At 40.5% G+C, this 21,652-nt stretch carries 16 protein-coding genes; 11 read left to right on the top strand and 5 right to left on the bottom strand.

The window, feature by feature from the left end:
* Window positions 1–3 precede the first annotated feature (3 nt).
* The 3 genes from H8S65_RS09655 (at window position 4) to porZ (ending at window position 3,880) form a co-directional block, all read left to right on the top strand.
* Window positions 4–882, top strand: a complete 879-nt coding sequence (locus H8S65_RS09655; protein WP_186929784.1) for a YitT family protein — start codon at window positions 4–6, stop codon at window positions 880–882.
* 84 nt (window positions 883–966) lie between these two features.
* The gene (locus H8S65_RS09650) at window positions 967–1,548 is read left to right on the top strand and encodes a non-canonical purine NTP diphosphatase (RefSeq protein ID WP_186929783.1); all 582 of its coding nucleotides are present in this window, start codon (window positions 967–969) and stop codon (window positions 1,546–1,548) included.
* A gap of 13 nt (window positions 1,549–1,561) precedes the next feature.
* Window positions 1,562–3,880 (top strand): type IX secretion system anionic LPS delivery protein PorZ, encoded by a 2,319-nt coding sequence (gene porZ / locus H8S65_RS09645; RefSeq protein WP_186929782.1) that lies wholly within the window; start codon window positions 1,562–1,564, stop codon window positions 3,878–3,880.
* 72 nt (window positions 3,881–3,952) lie between these two features.
* On the opposite strand, the gene nadA is transcribed toward porZ, so the two are convergent.
* Window positions 3,953–4,939: a quinolinate synthase NadA gene (gene nadA, locus H8S65_RS09640; protein WP_186929781.1), complete on the bottom strand. Its 987-nt coding sequence runs from the start codon at window positions 4,937–4,939 to the stop codon at window positions 3,953–3,955.
* 598 nt (window positions 4,940–5,537) lie between these two features.
* Between nadA and H8S65_RS09635 the strand changes: the two genes are divergently transcribed.
* The gene (locus tag H8S65_RS09635; RefSeq protein ID WP_186929780.1) at window positions 5,538–6,068 is read left to right on the top strand and encodes an RNA methyltransferase; all 531 of its coding nucleotides are present in this window, start codon (window positions 5,538–5,540) and stop codon (window positions 6,066–6,068) included.
* On the opposite strand, the gene H8S65_RS09630 is transcribed toward H8S65_RS09635, so the two are convergent.
* A complete protein-coding gene (locus H8S65_RS09630; protein WP_186929779.1) occupies window positions 6,060–6,665 on the bottom strand; it encodes a DUF4294 domain-containing protein in 606 nt (201 codons plus the stop codon). The two genes, H8S65_RS09635 and H8S65_RS09630, sit on opposite strands and share 9 nt — an antisense overlap.
* A gap of 272 nt (window positions 6,666–6,937) precedes the next feature.
* On the opposite strand from H8S65_RS09630, the gene H8S65_RS09625 reads away from it, so the two are divergent.
* The 3 genes from H8S65_RS09625 to H8S65_RS09615 are packed head-to-tail and all read left to right on the top strand — an operon-like array spanning window position 6,938 to window position 10,600.
* Window positions 6,938–7,744 carry a hypothetical protein gene (locus H8S65_RS09625; RefSeq protein ID WP_186929778.1) on the top strand — a complete coding sequence of 269 codons (807 nt, stop codon included), beginning with the start codon at window positions 6,938–6,940 and terminating at the stop codon, window positions 7,742–7,744.
* 12 nt (window positions 7,745–7,756) lie between these two features.
* On the top strand, window positions 7,757–9,784 hold the full coding sequence (locus H8S65_RS09620) for a helix-hairpin-helix domain-containing protein (RefSeq protein WP_186929777.1): 2,028 nt from the start codon (window positions 7,757–7,759) through the stop codon (window positions 9,782–9,784).
* A gap of 36 nt (window positions 9,785–9,820) precedes the next feature.
* The gene (locus H8S65_RS09615; protein ID WP_186929776.1) at window positions 9,821–10,600 is read left to right on the top strand and encodes a radical SAM protein; all 780 of its coding nucleotides are present in this window, start codon (window positions 9,821–9,823) and stop codon (window positions 10,598–10,600) included.
* Between the two features lie 13 nt (window positions 10,601–10,613).
* On the opposite strand, the gene H8S65_RS09610 is transcribed toward H8S65_RS09615, so the two are convergent.
* Window positions 10,614–13,415: a T9SS type A sorting domain-containing protein gene (locus H8S65_RS09610; RefSeq protein WP_186929775.1), complete on the bottom strand. Its 2,802-nt coding sequence runs from the start codon at window positions 13,413–13,415 to the stop codon at window positions 10,614–10,616.
* A 104-nt stretch (window positions 13,416–13,519) separates the two neighbouring features.
* Here H8S65_RS09610 and H8S65_RS09605 point away from each other — a divergent pair, with 104 nt between their 5' ends.
* Entirely contained in the window at window positions 13,520–13,690 is a 171-nt protein-coding gene (locus H8S65_RS09605) for a hypothetical protein (RefSeq protein WP_186929774.1), read from the top strand.
* On the opposite strand, the gene H8S65_RS09600 is transcribed toward H8S65_RS09605, so the two are convergent.
* Both H8S65_RS09600 and H8S65_RS20925 read right to left on the bottom strand, forming a co-directional pair.
* Window positions 13,683–15,359: a SulP family inorganic anion transporter gene (locus H8S65_RS09600; protein WP_186929773.1), complete on the bottom strand. Its 1,677-nt coding sequence runs from the start codon at window positions 15,357–15,359 to the stop codon at window positions 13,683–13,685. The genes H8S65_RS09605 and H8S65_RS09600 overlap by 8 nt on opposite strands.
* Before the next feature lie 208 nt (window positions 15,360–15,567).
* Entirely contained in the window at window positions 15,568–15,753 is a 186-nt protein-coding gene (locus H8S65_RS20925) for a hypothetical protein (protein ID WP_222616265.1), read from the bottom strand.
* 924 nt (window positions 15,754–16,677) lie between these two features.
* Between H8S65_RS20925 and H8S65_RS09595 the strand changes: the two genes are divergently transcribed.
* The 3 genes from H8S65_RS09595 (at window position 16,678) to H8S65_RS09585 (ending at window position 21,445) form a co-directional block, all read left to right on the top strand.
* Entirely contained in the window at window positions 16,678–18,624 is a 1,947-nt protein-coding gene (locus H8S65_RS09595) for a tetratricopeptide repeat protein (protein ID WP_186929772.1), read from the top strand.
* Window positions 18,625–18,799: 175 nt separating this feature from the next.
* Window positions 18,800–18,952: a hypothetical protein gene (locus tag H8S65_RS09590; RefSeq protein WP_186929771.1), complete on the top strand. Its 153-nt coding sequence runs from the start codon at window positions 18,800–18,802 to the stop codon at window positions 18,950–18,952.
* Between the two features lie 150 nt (window positions 18,953–19,102).
* Complete coding sequence (locus H8S65_RS09585) at window positions 19,103–21,445, top strand: carboxypeptidase-like regulatory domain-containing protein (protein WP_186929770.1); 2,343 nt, start codon at window positions 19,103–19,105, stop codon at window positions 21,443–21,445.
* The last annotated feature ends 207 nt before the right edge of the window (window positions 21,446–21,652 follow it).

Raw genomic sequence — 21,652 nt, 5'->3', positions numbered from 1 at the left:
TATATGAAGTTTATAAACAATAAAGTTTACTTTGCCGTACAAGACTACCTGATGATCCTGTTGGGTACTCTCTTGTACGGCTTCGGCTTCAACGCTTTCATTCTTTCGAATGAAATCATCACCGGTGGAGTCAGTGGTATTTGTGCCTTGATCTTTTTTGCCAGCAACGAGGTTATTCCCGTTTCTGTGTCTTACTTTGTGATTAACATCGTACTATTATTAGCCGCTTTAAAAGTCCTGGGATTCAAATTCCTGATAAAAACGATTTTCGGAGTCTTTTCCCTGTCGGCTTCTTTGTCGTTCTTCGAATGGCTTCTGAAGGGACAACCGCTTTTGCATGACCAGCCGTTCATGTCCATCATCATCGGCGCATTCCTTTGCGGAGCCGGTCTCGGACTTGTCTTTTCAGCGAACGGCAGTACCGGAGGAACGGATATTATCGGAGCTATTGTAAACAAATACAAGAATATATCGATCGGACGTGCATTGCTGTTCTGCGATTTCATTATCATCGGCTCTTCATTTCTTCTGTTCCATGATGTGGAAAAGATCGTATTCGGTTTTGTCGAAATGTTCGTAAGCAACTACATCATAGATGCCGTGCTAAACGGAAACCGCCAGTCGGTCCAGTTCCTGATCTTCTCCCAGAAATACGACGAAATAGCCGAACGGATCATCCACGACCTGGATCGTGGTTGCACCATACTCGACGGTGTAGGCGGATATTCCCGCAAACCGGTCAAAGTCGTTGTCTTACTGGCCAAAAAATCAGAATCCGTCTCCATCTTCCGCCTGGTAAAACAAATCGACCACCAGGCATTCATCTCGCAAAGTATCGTCAGAGGAGTGTATGGGGAAGGGTTTGACCAGATAAAAACATAAAACAACTATCCAAACAATTTAAAGCACTTCCATACGTTATATACACATCGTATAGAAGTGCTTTTTTATTTATACTCAACTAACATGAAACTTGTATTCGCAACAAATAACCAGCATAAGCTGGACGAAGTCCGGAAAATAACAACCGGATACACTGAGATAGTAAGTCTTTCGGATATCGATTGTCATGACGACATACCCGAAACCGCAGAGACATTGGAAGGAAATGCCCTTCAAAAAGCCCGCTATATCAAAGAAAACTTTGGCTATGACTGCTTTGCAGACGACACCGGCCTGGAGGTAGAAGCCCTCGATAATGCTCCGGGTGTATATTCGGCGCGCTACGCCGGTCCCGGACACGATTCAGAAGCCAACATGAACAAGCTCCTTCACGAAATGAAAAGCAAAGAAAACCGGAAAGCCCGTTTTCGCACGGTTATAGCTCTTATTTTAGATGGAAAAGAGTATCTGTTCGAAGGAATTGTAAACGGCACTATCATCGAGGAAAAACGAGGAGGAAGCGGTTTCGGATACGATCCTGTATTTGTTCCCGACACCTATTCGCAAACATTTGCCGAAATGGGCAACGACATCAAGAATCAGATCAGCCATCGTGCCGAAGCAGTCAAAAAGCTAACTGCCTTTTTATCAAATTACACACTCTAACATCAGGATTAATATGAGAAATATATTGACTATTATCTTGCTTTTCATACTATCATTTCCTGCCTTAGCAGCCGATGACAACACGCTCGGATGGAAAACGTATCTCTCCTACAACAACACCGACTATGTAGAAGAATCAGCCGATCAGGTATTCGTTGTAGCGGAAGGAGCTTTGTACACGTATGGAAAAGAAGATAATAGCATTAAACAATATTACAAAGGAAACGGATTGAACGATACGGATATTCAATTCATCTCATATAATAAGCAGACAAAGTCCCTGCTAATCATCTATCAAAACTGCAATATAGATATATGGGAAGAAGGTTCGGTGAAAAACATTCCTTATCTATACACTACTACGTCGTTAAGAGACAAAGCCGTAAATTCCGTTATGATTTATAACGAATATGCTTATATATCCATAAAATCCGGCATTGTAGTCGTCAACATGGAAAAGAAGGAAATAACCGATACCTATAATTTATCCATGAACATAACCTCCTGTGCCATTCTGAACAATCACATATATGCATCTACAACAGAATCTTCCGGTATCCTTTACGCTTCTTTAAAAGACAACCTATTGGATAAGTCAAACTGGAAACCTTATACCATCCTCGGATTTCCGGCTGACAATTCTGTTGATAAAGTCGTACTATTCAAAAACCAGCTGTTTTATCTGGCAAAAAATAAAGGAGTCTATTACGAATCCAACGGTACGACCGTTCCTCTGGCAAGCAATAACTCGATGAACAATATTAAAGTTACCGGTGAAAAGCTGGCTTGCATAGCTGCTTCACAAATTTACCTGTTTACAGACACAAAGGCTTTCGATCAAATCAACAACCTGCCCATTAAGGATATCAGCACTTATCAAACCGATAAATATTGGATAGCCGAAGGAAACAAAGGTTTACGCTCTATCAAAAGAACAGGAACCAATCAGTTTGAAGCAGTAAACGAAGCTATTGTTTTGGATGGTCCGTACACCAATAGCCCTTATGATATACAAATTAAAAATGATAAAGTCTATCTTATACCTGGTGGAAAAAGCTTAACAGGTGATAATCATTTTGATAAAGCCGGTTCGGTTATGATATACGATTATGACAAATGGACTGTGTTAGAGCCTTCAGCTGTTCAAAATAAATTAAATGTATGGCCTAAAGATTATACCAGTATTGTCGTTACTACAAACGATGCCGGAGAAGAAATCATTTATACATCTTCATTCGGTTACGGTGTTGTCCAATATATAGACAGAGAACCTACGATGGTTTATAACAGAGCAAATAGCCCGCTTGAAAATGCAAATGATAATCCGGGCTTTTATTGTCGTGTAGACGGGCTTGCCCTTGATAAGGATGAAAATCTGTGGATGACTAATTCCGAAGTCAATAAAGCCATTAAAATATTAGATAAGGATGGAAAATGGCACAGCCTGTCTGTCGAATCTTTAAATGGAAAATATACTATAAACGATATACTTATCACCTCAAACAACGACAAATGGATAAACATATCCCGCCCTACCAGTCAAGTACGCTTAACCGTTATAGCCAACAGCAATTCCTTGGATGAAGCGGCGTCTTATAAATTTGAAAATTTAACCGACACCGACGGCAATGACTTCTCTCCCAGCAATTACACTTGCATGGCGGAAGATAAGGACGGATATGTATGGGTAGGAACCAATAAAGGGGCGATCTATTTTACAAATCCCAAACTGGCGACATCGGAAAACAACCAATCCATGCGTTGCACACGCGTAAAACTTATCAATGAAGAGGGAACTCCATATTATTTCCTCGATAACGTGATGATAACCACCATCAAGGTAGATAATGGAAACCGGAAGTGGATCGGGACAGATGGCAACGGCGTTTATGTATTGAGCGAAGACAATCAGGAAGTCGTTCACCAGTTCAACACATCTAACAGCCCTCTCCTATCCGACAATATATATTCCATAGACATCAATGGAAAAACAGGCGAAGTGTTTATTGGAACCGATAAAGGTCTGAACTCTTACAAAGGAGAAGCAACAGAAGGTAGAAGCGATTATTCCGATGTGTACGCTTATCCGAATCCAGTACGGCCCGAACATAGAGATAAAGTAACTATCACGGGACTGATGGATAACTCGATCGTCAAGATCACCGACCTGAACGGAAATCTGATCTACCAAACCAAATCTTTAGGCGGACAAGTCATCTGGAACTGCCGGAATGCCAAAGGTGTCCGTGTCGCTTCAGGAATATATTTGGTACTTTCTGCCACCGAAGATTCAAAAGAAAGCGTGGTTACTAAAATTGCAGTTATAAAATAAAAAAGAGAGTGCGTCAAAATCCCGTTTTGATGCACTCTCCTCACATTATTTAGTATTGTTTGCCTAACAAACTTACAGCCCCAACCTTTCCGATATCTCCAGCATCTTCTTGATCGGGCGGATCGCTTTTTCCTGTACTTGTTCGTCAACAAAGATTTCAGGGAGTTCGTATTTCAAACAGTTGTAAAGTTTCTCCATCGTGTTCAGACGCATGAAATTACATTCGTTGCAAGCACATGTGCTGTCTTCAGGAGGAGCCGGGATAAATTCCTTACCGGGGCTCAGCTTACGCATTTCGTGAATAACGCCGCTTTCCGTCGCTACAATGAATTGTTTTTTGTCAGACTTGACAGTATACTTCAAAAGAGCCGCAGTCGATCCTACGAAGTCTGAAACCTGTATAACGGGCTGTTTGCATTCCGGATGAGTAATAACGTCCGCATCGGGATACTGTTTTTTCAATTCCAATATCTTTTCCAGTGAAAATTGTTCATGCACATGGCAAGCGCCATCCCAAAGCAACATCTTGCGTCCGGTAATGCCGTTTATGTAATTACCCAAGTTCCGGTCCGGACCGAAAATGATCTTCGTGTCTTCAGGAAAACTTTCGACGATCTGGCGCGCATTGGTAGAAGTCACCACTACATCCGTCACGGCCTTTACAGCAGCAGTCGTATTTACATACGAAATAACTACATGACCGGGATGCTGCTTTACAAATTCTGCAAAATCGGTAGCCGGACAGCTATCTGCCAACGAGCAACCGGCATTCAGGTCGGGAACCAACACTTTCTTGTCCGGGCACAATACCTTCGCCGTTTCCCCCATAAAATGGACACCGCAGAAAACAATGATATCGGCGGTCGTCTTGGCTGCCTGTTGCGCCAACGCCAAACTGTCTCCCACAAAATCTGCTATATCCTGAATGTCACCTGTCTGATAATAGTGAGCAAGAATAACGGCGTTCTTTTCTTTACGCATCCTGTTTATCTCTTCCTTCAAGTCCAAACCCTTTGGAATGGGTGCGTCCATATATCCGATCGATTGGTTTGTCAACATAGTTACCTGTATTAAATGATTGTAAAAGCATGAAATATGCAAAGGTAAAAACTTTAATTGTTTCATGCATAAGAAATATGTGTAAAACAAATAAACAGAAGACAAGAGAATGTAAAACATCCCGACCTTCCCAAGTTATCCACAATCATATTATTATATTCTTATTTATTCTTTATTTTAAATCTAAATATGATGATTATAATATCCTGTTGAAACAGTTTATACATTTCTGTTGCAATACTTGTCCGGTTCGTTATTAAACGATGCAAACTACTTATCAAGTAGATACCAACATACGATTTATCCTATTATATCCTGTTATTCTTCATTTTACGGACTTTATTAGTTTCCGGTTGAAAACCGCCTGTGTGTAAAAGTTTATAGCAGTTGAGGGCTGTTGACACGTGTATAACCACTGTTGATAGGGCGTAATAAATAATCCGTTATTTTTATTGCATAATAAAAACAAGAGGATGTATAGCGAACAAATCGAATAATGCAAGAACTATTTTTCATTTTGTGTCCACCACTTATCAATAGCTTTTCAACGGCATATCCACATTAATTCACTACTTTTGCAAGCAAAGAAATGATAGCTATGCGCAAGTTAAAAATAACAGAGCTGAACCGCCTGACTCCGGAAGCATTCAAAGATAGTAAAAAAATTCCGTTGGTCGTTGTGCTCGACCATGTAAGAAGCTTAAACAATGTAGGATCCGTGTTTCGTACCTCTGATGCTTTCAGGGTAGAAAGTATTTATCTGTGCGGCATCACGGCTTGTCCGCCTCATGCCGAGATTCACAAGACAGCTTTGGGGGCGGAAGAGACTGTCGACTGGGAGTATTTCAAAGATACGATGGAGGCTGTTGATAAACTGAAACAGCAGGGATATACGGTGTGTGCGGTTGAACAGGCCGAAGGTAGTACGATGTTGGATAAGTTGTTGTTGGACAAGAATAAAAAGTATGCCGTTATCATGGGAAACGAAGTGAAAGGCGTTCAACAATGTGTCGTTGATAACTGTGATATGTGTATTGAAATACCGCAGTACGGGACCAAGCATTCTTTGAATGTTTCGGTGACTACCGGCATCATCATCTGGGATTTCTTTAAGCAGTTGTCAGATTAACCCGTTTTCGACAAGTACGACTACCCGCTCCGTCATGGCGTCTTTTCCTTTGGGATCATATTCGGATTTCAGGCTGGCGCCGAACATGCCGGCAAATATGTTCCAGAAGCCTGCCCGGAAACTGCCTAAATAGGCTTTCAACAGGTTATAGCTCGATTGGTTACATTCTCTGTCAATCAGTTTGATAAGCAGTTTGCCTTGTGAGAAGGTCAGTTTTTTCAACTGCGGTTTATATTCCTGGAAGAGTTCTTTCTCCATCCGTTTCAAATGTGCCTGACGGGACTTTTCGTCGGGGAGCGTCTCCATATATTCATAGGTTTCGATCAGTGTTTCATAAACCATTTTGGCATACGGCAACGTGCGCTTCACATCGCGAACTAACTTGCTGTACCGGGCTTGTTCTCGTTTATTCTTAAACTTTACCGGAGGGTAAATAAATATTTCCCGTAAATTAACAACAGGCACTGTGTCCTTTCCATCCAGATAAGCTTTTTGTAATCCTTCTGGAACGGTATTGATCTTCAATGTTTGTGTATGGGCTCCTACCGAACACAATATGAATATTATCAATATTTTATACTTGCCTTTTCTCAACATCGCTCACAAAAGTAATCGATTTACGAATAGCATCTGCCGGTTTTACAGAATTTGACTAATCGGTGTGATAGCTTCGATTACAGAAAATAAAGGGATGTGTTGTAAATAAGTTGTTAATGTGTTGCAGGGATTATATAAATCATTATCTTTGTGACAATATAAACAACTAAAATCAACAGACTATGAAACATACTGTTATCTTCCCATATTTATCAATCCTGAATATATAGTCCATAAATAATAGAAAGTTGACGATTTAAACAAACCTTGCTATGAAATCAATAAGTTTATTCGTTTTGTTTTTTGTATCTATCAACATTCATGCTGTTGATAACCTCCGTATTCCCGATATCCGTAGTTTGGGAATGGGAGGAAACGGGGTTACGCAATCTGTTTTGTTTAATCCGGCATTGGTGGCTTTGCATACTGATAAAATTCTTCATTTAGAATACTTTAATCGCTATGGTGTAAAGGAGTTGGGAACGGTGGGGATTGGTTTTGTCTACCCTAATCCGTTGTTGTCGGCAGGTGTTGATATCTCTTCTTTCGGATATGATCGGTATAGGGAAACACTTTTTCGTTTGTCGGTCGGGAAACGGTTGAATGACCGGTGGAAGATCGGCATTGGTTTCCAATATAAGATGTTGCAGACGGAGTTGTGGGAAGAAGTACCGAAACAACTTTCCACGGATGTTGGAATCTTGTTTGCTCCCGTTGACAAATTGTTGATTGGAATGTTGATAATGAATTTCCCTTCTGTTGCCATTCATAAACATACTGCTGGAATAAAGTGCTTTACCGGTTATTCCGTACAAATAGGTTTTCAATGGGAGATAATTAACAGCTTGTTGATAGCAGGAACGATCGAAAGTAATAAAGCACATACATGGACAGGAAATGCGGGCATTGAATATGCTCCGTTCAGAAACTTCCGTATACGGGCGGGAGTACAGGCCACCCCTCTCCTGCCTGCTTTGGGTATCGGATATCGTCTGGCTGGAATTACAATAGATGTCGCGACTGTTTATCATCCGGTTTTAGGAGCCAGTACCGGACTGGGTTTGAGTTATTCTTTTTAATCAGACTTGACTATGAAACGAATGTTTATAAACCTGTTGGTATGCCTGTTAATAAGCAGTTATCAGCTTAAAAGCCAGACATTATATTCTGTTGATAAGTGGATGGAGTATATAGAAGAAATGGCTTCGGAAACGGAAGATGAAGAGCGTATAGAAGCGCTTTATACGGATATTTCCTATATTGTCGAACATCCTTTCGAACTCAATACAGTGACGGAAGGACAATTGAAACGTCTCCCTTTCTTATCCGATTTACAGATACGGGAGCTTCTGGAATACCGTTCCCGTTATGGAAAAATGCTGACCCTTTATGAACTTAAAAACGTGGAATCATTCGATTTAGAGACGATTTCTTTGCTTGTCCCCTTTGTTCATATCGGTGAAATAGTAGTTGATAAACGTCCTATAACAGTGAAGAACCTGTTGAAACGAGGTTCTAATACACTACAAATCAGATATGACAAATGTTTTCAACAAAAGAAAGGCTATTGTTCATATCCTGACAGTGTACTACAACAATATCCGAATCGGAAGTATTTGGGAGAACCGTTCTATCATTCCCTTCGCTATTCGTATGCATTCGATGAACGCATCCAGTTCGGTCTGGTCGCAGAAAAAGATGCGGGAGAACCTTTCTGGAACGAATATCATAAAGGATATGACTACTATTCGATGCACCTCTTTTTGAAAGATATGAATAAATGGTTGAAAAGTCTTGCCATAGGCGATTATAAAATATCTTTCGGGCAAGGTCTGGTGATCAGCAATGATTTTTCTCCCAGCCGGAACGCCCTTGTCTCACAAACGGAAAGAAGGACGAACGGATTCCGGCGTCATTTTTCAACCGATGAAAATGAATTCTTCCGGGGAGCGGCTGCTACCGTCAACTGGAAAAAATTAGATATCAGCCTGTTCTATTCGTATCGGAAATTGGATGGAGGTGTGGACAGTACGATCGTTACTTCGTTTAAAACGGACGGTTTGCATCGTCTGGTACGGGACAGGGAAAAGATGCGTAAAGTTCCCATGCAGACGTATGGCGGGAACATACGATATGCAACTCCCGGTTTATGTATCGGCCTGACTGCTCTCTCTTATTCCTTCGAAGACTATTCGATACAGCCTGATCCGAAACCTTACAACCTTTTCTATTTTCGCGGTAGCCGGAATCTGAATGTCAGTGTGGATTATCTGTTGAAAAATAAGTTGATCAAGTTTTACGGCGAAACGGCTCTGAGCCGGAATGGGGCGGTTGCTTCCCTGAATGCCTTGCAGTTGACGCCTGCTTCTTATTTTTCCCTGTTGTTGTTATATCGTTATTACGATAAACGCTATCAAGCCTTTTTCGGGAATGCTTTTTCACAAAACTCAATCGTCCGGAATGAGCAGGGAATGTATATGGGGATGCAATGGACACCTTTAGGCCACTGGAAGTTATCCGCCTATGCAGATATATTCCGGTTTCCCTGGTTGAAATATGGGGTGGATGCACCGTCGACAGGAAAGGAATATATGCTTCAACTCGATTATACACCGAGCCGGAGCTTGTCCGTATATATCCGTTATAAACACAAAGAAAAGGAAAATATAGCACCTTACCACCAACAGCGTTTGCGTATGCAGGCCTTGTATGCGGTTTCTTCGTCCGTCTCGCTGCGAACATCCGCAGACGGTATTTGTTATACGGAAGCAAACGAAAGGAGCAGAGGATGGATGATTGCCCAGAGCGTGGGTTGGAAGCCGGTTGATATTCCTGTTCAAACAGATTTTTATGTGGCAGGCTTTCATACGGATAATTATCAAACCCGGATATCTTCTTATGAAAAGAATATCTTGTATGCCTTCAATATGCCTTCCTTTTATGGAAAAGGAGTCCGGCTGGCGCTCTCTTTCCGGTGGGATATCGTGAAGCAGCTTTCTCTTTCCGCTAAATTCGGATACACGTATTATGCTGATCGCGATGTGATCGGCACCGACCTGGAAGAGATCGAAGGACATGCCAAAGCAGATGTATATACGTTACTGCGCTGGAAATTCTGATAACTTTTGTAGCTTTGCACTTAAATATAAATCATTATGTCTACAATTCTTTTTGATAAAATAGTATTCGGACCGATACATAGTCGTCGGTTAGGTGTTTCTTTAGGTATGAACCTGCTTCCCACAGACGGGAAACTTTGTTCGTTCAACTGTATCTATTGCGAATGCGGGCTGAATGAGAATCATCGTACGCGCAGTAAACTGCCGACCCGTGCGGAGGTAAAGGAGGCTTTAATAAATAAACTGTCTTCCATGCAGGCCGATGGTGTCGTTCCCGATGTAATCACATTTGCCGGGAATGGCGAGCCTACCATGCATCCGGAATTTGCCGGTATCATCGACGATACGATCGAAACCCGTAACTGCTTTTTCCCGAAAGCCAAGATTGCCGTGCTCTCGAACTCGACCATGCTCCACAAGGAGGATGTTTTCCAGGCATTGAATAAAATTGAAGATAATATATTGAAGCTCGATTCCGTGCTGGACATCCGCATCGGTCAGTTGAATGCGCCCAATTCCCCGGCTTTTACTTACGACCGGTTGCTGGAACAACTTTGTCGTTTCAACGGCAATCTGATTATACAAACCATGTTCCTGGAAGGAGAGATCGACGGCGAAAGCGTGACAAACACGACCGAACCCGAAATATCCGGCTGGCTGGAGGCTCTGAAGCAAATCAAGCCTAAACAGGTCATGATCTATACAATCGACCGCGAAACGCCTGTCAAAAACCTGAAAAAGGTAACGAAAGACGAATTGGAAGCAATTGCCGACCGTGCCCGCCGTGAAGGGTTCGATGTAACAGTATCAGCTTGATAATAAAAAATTCTCAATTTATTTTCATACCCTTTATTACCTTTATGCCTCCATCTGTATGAAGACGGAAGAAGTAAATACCGGTAGAGAGCGAACTTGTGTAAATAATTGCTTCCGGATTCTTTTGTTTGATAACCGTTTTGCCATCGGTTGAAATGACTTCTAACAAGTTTACTTTTTCATTTCCTGTCAGTTGTACCTGATCGGTAAATGAAGTCGGAGTAATGCTTGTTTCTGAAAGATGTATACTTTCATTATTCACACTGACTTCCACACTTGCTTCGCTTTTTTTGCTTTCGTTATCTCCGTATAAAGTAGATACCTGATAAATAAGACGTGCTATGGGAACTTGTTTGTCCGTAAATTCGGTAATGGATTTGCCGGAAACGTTTCCGACTTTACTGTCATTACGATAAATATTGTAACCCGTTATTTCCGGAAAAGCTGTCGCCTGTGTGCTCCGGAGCGAAGAATAGGTTTCCGTTCTTTTGGCTAATAAAGGTTTAGCCGATGATTTACTCAATAAAACCTTATTATCCGATGTTGTTTTGGTGGCAGGGATATCTTTTTGCTCCGAACTGATAATTGCTGCTATCAAAAAGTTATTGTCAAAATTTTCTTTTTCTATTTCTGAGGGTTCGTATATATATTCCCAGTTTTCCCCGTCAACGGATACAAGATTTCCTTTTTCGTTTATGGCAGGCCCTTCATCGGTAACAGCCGGATAAACATCCTTTCTATTTGTCGAAGAATGCAAAGCAATGATTAATTCCTTCGAAGCATCTATAACAAAAGGATCTTTCAATTCTATCACATTGGATTTTCCGAAAGACAGGTTATCTAAATCCTGTGTATATTTCCGGTTACCCTGAGTAATCAGTAATGAATAAGAAGTTCCTTCGATAGGCAGGAAAATGATGGATTCTATCAAATGCTTATGTAAAGGAGCAAGATCATTTTGATCCCATTTTTGACCAAAATAAAACGGTTGTCCAAAACCTAATGCCATATAAGCGGAACCTGTTCCCCAATAAATGATCTGTTGGTATAGAGGTTCTTTCCAGTTTATGGTTACATTATTGTCATGGACTGTTGCGGTTACCTTTGTCGGAACTTTTAACTCATAAACATAAATATATTGATATGTCACCTGAGATTCTTTACCATCTGTATAAAGAGCGGACACGCTATAGAGCTGTGTTCCTGTTTCCGGATCGTTATCCGTGTAGGAGGTAGAGGTTACATAATCCAACAATGTGTTATTTCTATAGATTGCATATCGGGAAGGCTTCTCTGCTGTCGAAGCAGGAGCTTTCCAGTTTAGCTGTACTTCTCCGTTCTTATAAGAAAGAATCAGGTCGGTAGGCGCTGCTTTGCGGCCAATGGCGTAACGGCCGGACAATTGGGTAACACCTGTTTTGTCCGGGTCGAGGTAAACGTCCATGCGGGCTGTATCGGCTTTACTGTACTGATCCCAGTGATAATACAATTTACCGTATGTATTGGACTGGTTTGGTTTTTCACATGAGGAAATGGCTCCGCTAAGTGTTCCGACAATCAATTTATTTTGGTTGAAAAGCGGAGAACCGGATGAACCGCCCTCAGTCACGCTATGTCCGTTGGCTGTTTGTTCGAATATAACGTTCCAGTGTGCTCTTGTCGCTCCGATTACACTATCGATGCCATACCAGGTTCCGGTAGTCACCTCTTTGTTGAATGTTGATATTTTCATATAATCTCCTGCCGGATGATGAATGCCTACACCTGATTTGGCAGCCGTGTTGCTTCTGTCCCAACCATTGTAGTAGACATCATAATTTTCCGGAATATTTTGATTTAATAGGAGTAGTAAGCCATCCGATCCGCCGTCCAATGGTATTCCGGCTACTTTTTTACAACCTGTCATCGTTCTATAGGAAGCGGCTGCCGATGTATTTTCGCAGCTTGTACGTTCAAAATGAAAATAGAAAACATATTTGTTCAAATCTTGCTGAGTGACAGTTTCATCCAGATCTATACAGTGATAAGCTGAAAGAATATAAGGTTTCAGATCTTCTGCCGTATTGTTGACTAACGATCCCGAACAGTAATAGATATACTTTCCAATGATCAAAGTCATCAGGCAAACACCATTTTTTTCTGTTTGCCAGGCATCTCCTTCTTCACAGTTTATATTTACCATGCAAGATCCGGAAGCACCCGGACCGATATCGGCTTTTGTGCGTGAAATATACAGATGGTTATATCCGTATCCGATCGCGTCTATCGAAATGCGGGGTTGTTCATTTGCCTGATTGCCGGCTTCATATTCGAGGATGATCTCATCACCGGCCAGAAACTCCGTTGCATATTCTTTTGTCGACGGATTAGTCTGATAGGTAAAAGCACCTATCACTTGGGTTTTATCCGCATTATAAATAAACAATTTGCCGTTTTCAGGTATATAAAAATCTTTGAAGCTTACCATCAAAGCGATAGCATCCTTTGCCTGTATCCGTAATTGCCATATTTTATTGCCATCCGGTAAAGTGATCCAGTTACCGGAATTATCTGTTGTAAGGTCTGTATCGATAAGGGTTCCTACTTTCAGCGGCGCCCCCTGGCTGACCTGCCAGGCATCGACTGTTTTCATGTCTTCTACGCTGAAGTCGACGGGGATCTGTATGGTTGGCAGATCGCTTTTCAGAGTATTCTGGTATTGAAAGGAGACGGGTGTTCCGCCTTCACTGATTTGTGCGTAGGCGGATTCAGGCAAAGTCGTTCCTGCCAGTAACAGGAGCAGGCTTATCAGCGGAAAGAGAACCTTCTTGTTCATAGGTTTTATCATTTGATGTGGTGACAAATGTAATATTTATTTTTGATTCGGATAGGGGTTTTTTCAAATTCTGTGTCTAATAAATAAAGTAAATATATAAAACAATGGAATCACCGAATAGCAAGCAGAACGTGCCGCAACTCTGGTATTGGAGCCAGCCGGAAAATGGATTTAGTTTTGAAGATGTGGAAACGATCGCTAAAGAATTCATATTTGAAGCAAAGCAGGATAAATATAAATCGGGCGACCGTTTCCTTCACATCGTGTTTATGTAGTCGCTTCGCGCGCTTTTGCTACTGCCTCATTTATATTGCTGCAAATATTTTCCGTTCCGATCTTTTTGTCGAAACCCGATTTAACAAGTACGCGGCGTACATGTTCGTTCACACCCGAAAGGATCATGTGGATATGTTCGGCTTGTGACATGCGGAAGAGGTTCTCCAGGTTATGCAATCCGGTCGAGTCCATAAACGGAACCTTACGCATGCGGATGATACGGATTTTCGGTTTATCTCCCATATTGTGCATGATATCGTCGAACTTGCTGGCCACCCCGAAGAAGAACGGGCCGTCGATTTCATATACTTCCACACCTTTAGGGAGGGAAAGGACTTCCTCGTCATGGTGGATTTCACCATCGTCCGAAAGGTCGATCTCATCTTTTACTACCGACACATGAGTCGTTTCGGCCACACGTTTCATAAAGAGGAACATGGCGATAAGCAATCCGACTTCGATCGCGATCGTCAAGTCGAATATAACCGTCAGGAAAAAAGTCACTAACAACACCGACACGTCGCTTTTCGGATTCTTCATCAGCGAACGGAACGTACGCCACTCGCTCATATTATAAGAAACGATAATCAACACACCTGCCAGGCAAGCCATCGGGATATGTTTGGTCAACGGGCCTAAAAAGAGCAAAATCAGCAACAACACGATCGCATGGATGATGCCGGCCACCGGAGTACGCCCGCCATTGTTGATGTTGGTCATCGTACGGGCAATCGCCCCGGTCACGGGAATACCGCCGAAGATAGGCACGATGATATTGGCTGCACCTTGTGCAATCAGTTCGGTGTTCGAATTATGCTTGTCGCCCGTCACGCCATCTGCCACGGTGGCGGACAGCAACGATTCGATCGCTCCTAACATCGCGATAGTAAAGGCGGAAGGAAGCAAGAGGTTGATCGTCTCCATATTGAAGCTGATAGCTTCCGGTCCGGGCAGGGAGGCGTTGATGGTGAAACGGTCTCCGATTGTCTCGATCCCCGTGATCCCTAAATGATAACGCATGATGTAGACAACGACTGTCATCAGGATAATAGCGATCAGCGAACCGGGGATTTTCTTCGAAAACTTCGGTGTGACGGCGATGATCACGATACTGGCGAGTCCGATCAATAGCGACCATAGGTTCACCGTGTCGAAATGTTCGAAATAGGCGATCCATTTGGAGATAAAATCCGCCGGAACCTTATCCATCGTCAAGCCGAAAAGGTCTTTCATCTGTGTGGTAAAAATCGTCAGGGCGATACCGCTGGTGAAACCGACGACAATCGGGTAGGGGATAAACTTGATAACCGTCCCTAATTTCAATGCCCCCATGATCACTAAGATAATACCCGCGACCACGGTGGCGATGGCCAGCCCTTCGATCCCGAAATTCTGGATAATGCCATATACGATTACGATAAACGCACCTGTCGGTCCTCCGATCTGCACGTTGTTACCGCCTAATAGCGATACGATGAACCCGCCGATAATGGCTGTGATCAATCCTTTTTCCGGGCTTACCCCCGAAGCGATACCGAAAGCAATAGCCAGTGGCAATGCTACGATCCCGACAATAATACCGGCCATCAGGTCGGTCATAAATTTCTCCTTAGAGTAGTTTTTCAGCGCCGATACCAACTTGGGCTGAAAATCAAACTTGTTCTTCATCTTTCTGCCTGATTATTAAAAAATGCTGCAAAGGTACAAAGAAAGTGGATTATATAATATATTCTTAAAATAGAAAACAGGGCAACCAAAATATTTCCTTCCGGTCTACTCCGGGCAAAGGCTCCGCTGTCGCCTGCGAAACTCGCTTCGCTCAAACAGCTCAGGCTCCTGCCGCTTCGCCTTCACCCTCCGCTTGACGCCCGTCCGCTTAGGCCTTTCTTAGAAAGTGCAGCTTTCTCTTGGGATTGCCGATACCGCCTCTTATACAAATATAGCTATCAGTATCAGCAATCCCCAAAGCCCCCTCAGCTTCTCTTTTGCCGTCTGCTTCAGCAGACGGTTTAAGAGATTTAGAGGCAAAGCCTCTTCCTCTGTGGACTTCAGTCCCTTTCATCTATTGAACAATCATCTATCCGTCTGCTGAAGCAGACTCAAAAGAGAATCTGCGGCATAAGGCAAGCCTTGAACTTTTGGTGCGGTCGCCCTGAATGGAAAAAGATTTTACCTCTGTAGATGTTCGGCTTTTATTTTAAAAAAACTACAATAACCCCCTCAAAAGAGATGTTTTTCCATTTTGTTGATAATCAATGTTATAGTATATGTAAGATTATTAATAAATATTACCCTCAATAATAAATCGAAAAATATGGGATAGAAATCTCATTTTTATGGGGTAGTATTTCGATTTGGACCAACGGGTATTTTGTAAAAATAGACAATAAGACAAGAAGGAGTGAAGACGATGGACGCAAGTTGATTAGAATCGGAATAAATTTCGATTCCCGAACCCGGAGTATGGATGAGTGGGAGATTGTGTGACGTATGTCAGATATTGACAAAATGTCGGATTAGCTATCTTCAGGTTTGCCTGTATGTGTCTGTGGCCGGAGTGATTACAAATAAGCTAAGGAAACGGAAGATACGATTGTCATTTTGTTTTCGGAATTGCTTCGATATCTATTTTTGGCAGGCTGAAAAGCGGAATGATGGTCGAAAAACAGATTGTAGTGTCGATCGGAAGGCTATATTCCCGTCAAAATGTCAATCGCCAAATACCTTTCTGATCAGACTTGTGAGGTGTTAAAATAGCTTTCAAATGCCTTTTTCAACTCTTTCCTACTCCCTTTTTTCCTTTGTTTCGGCTCTTCCGGAAAAATCATCTAAATGATTTTCCGGATTCATCCCGTTGGTTTGCCTGAAATATCTAAATGTTTTTGGAAAAACATCCGGATCATTTGAAAAATCATTTAGATGATTTGGGGAAGAGCTCTGAAAATAGATAATCTTTCGCCTGAAAGATTTGAAAACAGAAATATGTATGTCAGCAAAAACGTTCGAAACAGATCCTTCTGAAATGGATTCGGATGTATTCATTGAAAATTTGTTATATTTGCAAACAAAGTCTATATACATGAAAAACGCCTTAAATATATTATTGCTGTTGTTTTTAGTTTATCTGTTGGCTTGTACCAACCGCCAAACAACAGAACTTTTGCCGGAATTAACCCGTGCGGAGTCTTTGATGTATGACCATCCTGACAGTGCCTTATCCTTGTTGGAAAATATGAATCCTCCTTCATCCTCCAATAAATTGCAGAATGCAACCTGGAGTTTATTACTGGTGCAAGCACGGGATAAAAACTATATAAAACATACATCCGATTCTTTGATCAATGTAGCGTATGATTACTTTATGAAACAGGAAGATCCGAATCGAAAAGCTTTGGTGTTGAATTATAAAGGACGTGTAAATGAAGATTTGGGCGAAGTCGAGAAAGCAACGGAGTTTTATTTGCGTGCGGCAGATGAGATGAAGAAGACGGAGGATTACAGATTAGGATATTTGATACATTCTAATTTGGGGATGATTTATGCTTATCGGGGTCTTAATCAGGAAGGATTATTGGCTTTTCAGGAAGCATATGAATTGGCAGAACAATCCCAGGATAGCTTTTATATTGCTTTTTCTTTAATCCATTTGGGAAGAATATATGGAAATATGGAACAATGGGATAAATCTATATTATCTTATAAGCAAGCAATCGATGTTTCAGAGCAAGTAAATGATAAAAAAAGTTTGGGAGCAGCTTTAAGTGAACTGGGAGGGATTTATCGGGCCATAGGAAAATATGAAATGGCTCTTACCTTTTTAAAAAGAGCTGAAAATGAGAAGTTGGATAATAAAAGAACAATACTTCAAACTTATTTAGTGTTAGGAGATACGTATAGATATTTGAATAAATATGATTCGGCATCTTTCTATTTGAATAAGGTTCTTGTTACAAATAATATGTATACGAAGAGGAGTGCTTATCAATATTTGTATTTTATACAGAAGGATATGCATAACTATGAAAAGGCAATCGAGTATAATGAAAATTATTGGCAATGCCGTGACTCTGTGGATCAGATCAACCGTAGTCATATAGTTGCTGAAATTCAAGCAAAATATGATCATGAAAAATTGAAAAACGAAAAGATTACTTTGGAGTTGGAAAAAAGTCAACTGTTGAAGAGTAGCCTTTTGATCTTATCCTTATTGCTTTTGGTTATAGTAGTACTTGTTTATATCTATCAACGGCGTTTGTTGACAAGGGAGCGCACGATTCAAGAAGATAAGGCTTTATTACGTCAATATACTAAGCAGCTAAATGAAAATGGTATGACAATTCGTAAAAATGAGGAACGCATAGAAGAATTATCCGGTGAAATATCTAATCATACCGGTTTGGAAGATTCGATTAAGGAACAATCGTCTGAAATAGAAAGTCTGCACAACCAGAACAATAGCTTGCAGGAAGCCAATAAGTCATTGCAGGAAAATATCGATAAGTTCACGCAATCGTTACAACAAAAAGACAGTGAACTTGAGGATTATAAAAAACTCTCAAAAGAAAATATTTGTTTGCGAGACCGTGAGAAGTTCTTATGTGACCAATTGATAAAACAGACAACCCTATTGAAAGAACTTCGCTTGTCTCCAAAATATATCAAAACGCAAGGTGAATGGGAAGGTATTATTGAAGCGGTTGATATCTTGTATGATAATTATACAGTTCGTTTACGCGAACAATTCTTATCATTAACTGAAAGTGATCTTCAAATTTGTTGCCTGATAAAGCTTCATTTGAATAATAGTACGATTGCTACTTTGACTGGAATTTCCCCAGCTTCCGTGACGAAGCGTAAACAGCGGATGAAAGAGCGGATGGATTTGGATTTAGATGAAAAAGAGTCGTTGGATATGTGGTTACAGGGATATTAAAGCAAGTGTCCACCTCTTTTGTTTTTGAAGAATCGGTAATGTGTTATCTATTAACATATTACCGATTCTGTTTTGTACATGTGTGTCCACCTTTAGTACAGATCTTTTGCTTGTTTTTCATAGTCTATACGGGTAACTTTACGGCATGAATTAATCATTAAAAATTGAAGATATTATGAGAGCAAACAAAAAAATTATGACATGGACTACACGCGTGATGGTAACATTGGTATTGACTATGTCAATCGGATTTTTAGGGCATGCAGATGAATCCGGAGCTAAAATTGTTTTAGAAAGCTTATGTCAATCAGAAAAATATACCTCATGAATCTTTGTATTCTACATGTGAAGTTTTTCAAAAATGTAGATCTGTTAAACAGGTTTGCTATAGGGAAATTCTGAAAAAACATGGAGAAGATAAGTGGTATTATCCGGATACTATGTGTCCTAAATGTAGTGGAAATTAATATTATATCTTATGAAAATATATTTATGCATATTTATCTTTTTAGAACTCTGTTTGAATGTACAAGCTCAACATAGTAAGATAAAAGGACGTGTCGTAGAGATTCAAAATGAAAAGTTGTTGCCTGTTGAGGCAGTTTCTATTTCATTGTCGACGGTTGATTCTTCTTTTGTAGGTGGCTGTGCGACAGATATAAAAGGGACTTTTCAATTGGATAAGTTGGAAAAGGGTAGTTATATAGTTTCTGCATCGTTCATCGGGTATGAAACTGTTTCGATAGCAGTAAACAATCTTTCCGGAACAATAGATTTGGGCGATATTATGATCGGAGAATCGTCTGTTGAACTTGGAAATGTGGAAGTGACAGCTTCCAATATCATTAACCGGGTGGACAGGCAGGTCATATTACCGATTAAATCGGCTGTAGATATTTCTGCAGATGCATATGATTTGATGAATAATTTGAATATCCCGCGTCTCTATGTAAATCCTATTATGAAGACAATGGAGGTTAGTAATGGGGGGTCTATTCAAACACGAATAAACGGCATCAAGGTTTCTGCAAACGAACTTGCTACTATTATGCCGAAAGATGTGCTTCGTATCGAATTTATTGAAGATCCAGGGAGTCGTTATGGTGAACCGGGTTTGGGAGCAGTAGTTAATATAGTGACTCGTCGTCGGGAAACCGGGGGATATGTCTCTTTACAGGGAACAGATGCTCCTTATCGTCTTTGGGGGGAAAATTTTCTGGCTGCGAAATTTAATAACCGTCGTTCCGAATGGGGGTTAAGTGTTGTAAACCGAAATCGAGGTTATAGGCATCATTATAAAGAAGTGGAGGAAGAATATCATTTTGCAGATAAAACTATTAAACGTATACAGGAAGGTCTGGATGATAAATCGAAAAACTTTACGAACGATATAAATCTGTCGTACAATTTATATAATCCTGATAAGTATGTTTTTAATGCTATTTTCCGTAATACATTAAAAAATGTCCCTTATAATAATCTTCACAATAAATTATATGATGGGAGTAATACAGAAAATTTTATCTATTCCCGTATTTTGCAGGAAGAAAATTCTTATACACCTTCTTTGGACTTATATTTTCTATATAATCTACCAAAGAAGCAAACACTCGAATTTAATGTTGTGGGAACTTTGATGTCTACGAACAGTGAACGTACTTATTTGGAATATGTAGATCCTAATAATCCTTTTAGTAATATTCTGACTGATATTGATGGTAAAAAATATTCATTTATCGGAGAAGGTATTTATACACGTGCATTCGAGAAACTGAATTTTAGTGCCGGGTTAAAACATTCCCAGATGAAGACGGAGAATACCTATTCCGGAACGACAAGTACTTTATCAGATATGATGCAATCTGAAACGTATGGCTTTGCCGAAGTTGTAGGAAAGGTGAAGAAGTTTTCTTATTCGGCAGGTGTTGGGGTGAATCGTAGTTGGTTTAAAGAAGGGGAGGTGGATAATACGTATTGGATATTTACTCCGACAGTAAAATTGGGATGGCAGCCTCATAAGAATAGTTTTTTACGCTATTCGTTCCAGATGAATCCGTCGATTCCGTCACTTTCATCTTTGACGGATGTCGAAGTATTGTTGGATACGATCCAGATCGTACGAGGTAACCCTAATTTGAAAACGTATAAGGTATTTAAGAATAACTTGAATTATTCTTATTCCAAAGGTGTCTTCCGGGGATATTTGAATTTGAACCATCAATACTCAAAGAATCCCATTATGGAAGAAGTGTTCATTAAAGGCAATAAAGTCATTTTGACTGAAAATAATCAGGATTATTACCAGCAGTTCGATGTAGATCTGAATTTGGGTGTAAATGGATTGACTATTGGATCATTAAGGCGATTCTTGTCTATTAATGCCGGTTTCGGTTATTCTAAATATCTGAGCAGGGGTTGGAATTATGATCATACATTTGATGATTTTTATTTCAATATTAATGCGTCGCTTACTTATCGAAACTTCTCGCTTATCGGACAATACAGACGATATAAAAGCAGTTTATATGGTGAAACTATACTAAAGGGGACAGATATGTCAGCATTGGGGCTTTTTTGGATGAAAAACAACCTTCAGCTTGGTGTTGCCATGATGTTTCCTTTTACCAATAATTTCCGTCAAGGGTATGAACGATTGAGTAAGGATGCACCAGTAACTTCTTGGGAGTATATAAAAGAATCAGGACAATTATTAACTATTCGTTTTGCTTATAACTTCTCTTTCGGGCGGAAGCATAAAGCCGGGAATAAAAAGTTGAACAATGCAGATACGGATGCCGGTATCATAAACATGAACAGATAGGGATGTTATGGCTACTATTGTATTTGATATATATCCGGCAATAAGTCATTATGATGCGATTTTTCTTTTGGCAAAACATTTTTAATTTCGTCAACGGGTATTGATAAATCTTGTCTTTATAAATATTATCTATCGATGCATAAAAATATTTTGTATATGTAAATTTACGATTTGGCGAACATTTTCCTACCTTTGAGCGTTATTTAT

The organism is Parabacteroides hominis (assembly GCF_014287585.1).
GTDB lineage: Bacteria > Bacteroidota > Bacteroidia > Bacteroidales > Tannerellaceae > Parabacteroides > Parabacteroides hominis.
This window is presented reverse-complemented; position numbering and strand designations above follow the sequence as displayed.

What these genes read in the sequence shown, in the direction of transcription:
- H8S65_RS20925 (WP_222616265.1), bottom strand. Translation starts at nt 15,753, where the DNA reads ATGAAAGGGACTGAAGTCCACAGAGGAAGAGGCTTTGCCTCTAAATCT.
- H8S65_RS09620 (WP_186929777.1), top strand. Translation starts at nt 7,757, where the DNA reads ATGAAACGAATGTTTATAAACCTGTTGGTATGCCTGTTAATAAGCAGT.
- H8S65_RS09590 (WP_186929771.1), top strand. Translation starts at nt 18,800, where the DNA reads ATGAGAGCAAACAAAAAAATTATGACATGGACTACACGCGTGATGGTA.
- H8S65_RS09630 (WP_186929779.1), bottom strand. Translation starts at nt 6,665, where the DNA reads ATGTTGAGAAAAGGCAAGTATAAAATATTGATAATATTCATATTGTGT.
- H8S65_RS09585 (WP_186929770.1), top strand. Translation starts at nt 19,103, where the DNA reads ATGAAAATATATTTATGCATATTTATCTTTTTAGAACTCTGTTTGAAT.
- H8S65_RS09655 (WP_186929784.1), top strand. Translation starts at nt 4, where the DNA reads ATGAAGTTTATAAACAATAAAGTTTACTTTGCCGTACAAGACTACCTG.
- H8S65_RS09650 (WP_186929783.1), top strand. Translation starts at nt 967, where the DNA reads ATGAAACTTGTATTCGCAACAAATAACCAGCATAAGCTGGACGAAGTC.
- H8S65_RS09615 (WP_186929776.1), top strand. Translation starts at nt 9,821, where the DNA reads ATGTCTACAATTCTTTTTGATAAAATAGTATTCGGACCGATACATAGT.
- H8S65_RS09595 (WP_186929772.1), top strand. Translation starts at nt 16,678, where the DNA reads ATGTCAGCAAAAACGTTCGAAACAGATCCTTCTGAAATGGATTCGGAT.
- H8S65_RS09635 (WP_186929780.1), top strand. Translation starts at nt 5,538, where the DNA reads ATGCGCAAGTTAAAAATAACAGAGCTGAACCGCCTGACTCCGGAAGCA.
- nadA (WP_186929781.1), bottom strand. Translation starts at nt 4,939, where the DNA reads ATGTTGACAAACCAATCGATCGGATATATGGACGCACCCATTCCAAAG.
- porZ (WP_186929782.1), top strand. Translation starts at nt 1,562, where the DNA reads ATGAGAAATATATTGACTATTATCTTGCTTTTCATACTATCATTTCCT.
- H8S65_RS09600 (WP_186929773.1), bottom strand. Translation starts at nt 15,359, where the DNA reads ATGAAGAACAAGTTTGATTTTCAGCCCAAGTTGGTATCGGCGCTGAAA.
- H8S65_RS09610 (WP_186929775.1), bottom strand. Translation starts at nt 13,415, where the DNA reads ATGAACAAGAAGGTTCTCTTTCCGCTGATAAGCCTGCTCCTGTTACTG.
- H8S65_RS09625 (WP_186929778.1), top strand. Translation starts at nt 6,938, where the DNA reads ATGAAATCAATAAGTTTATTCGTTTTGTTTTTTGTATCTATCAACATT.
- H8S65_RS09605 (WP_186929774.1), top strand. Translation starts at nt 13,520, where the DNA reads ATGGAATCACCGAATAGCAAGCAGAACGTGCCGCAACTCTGGTATTGG.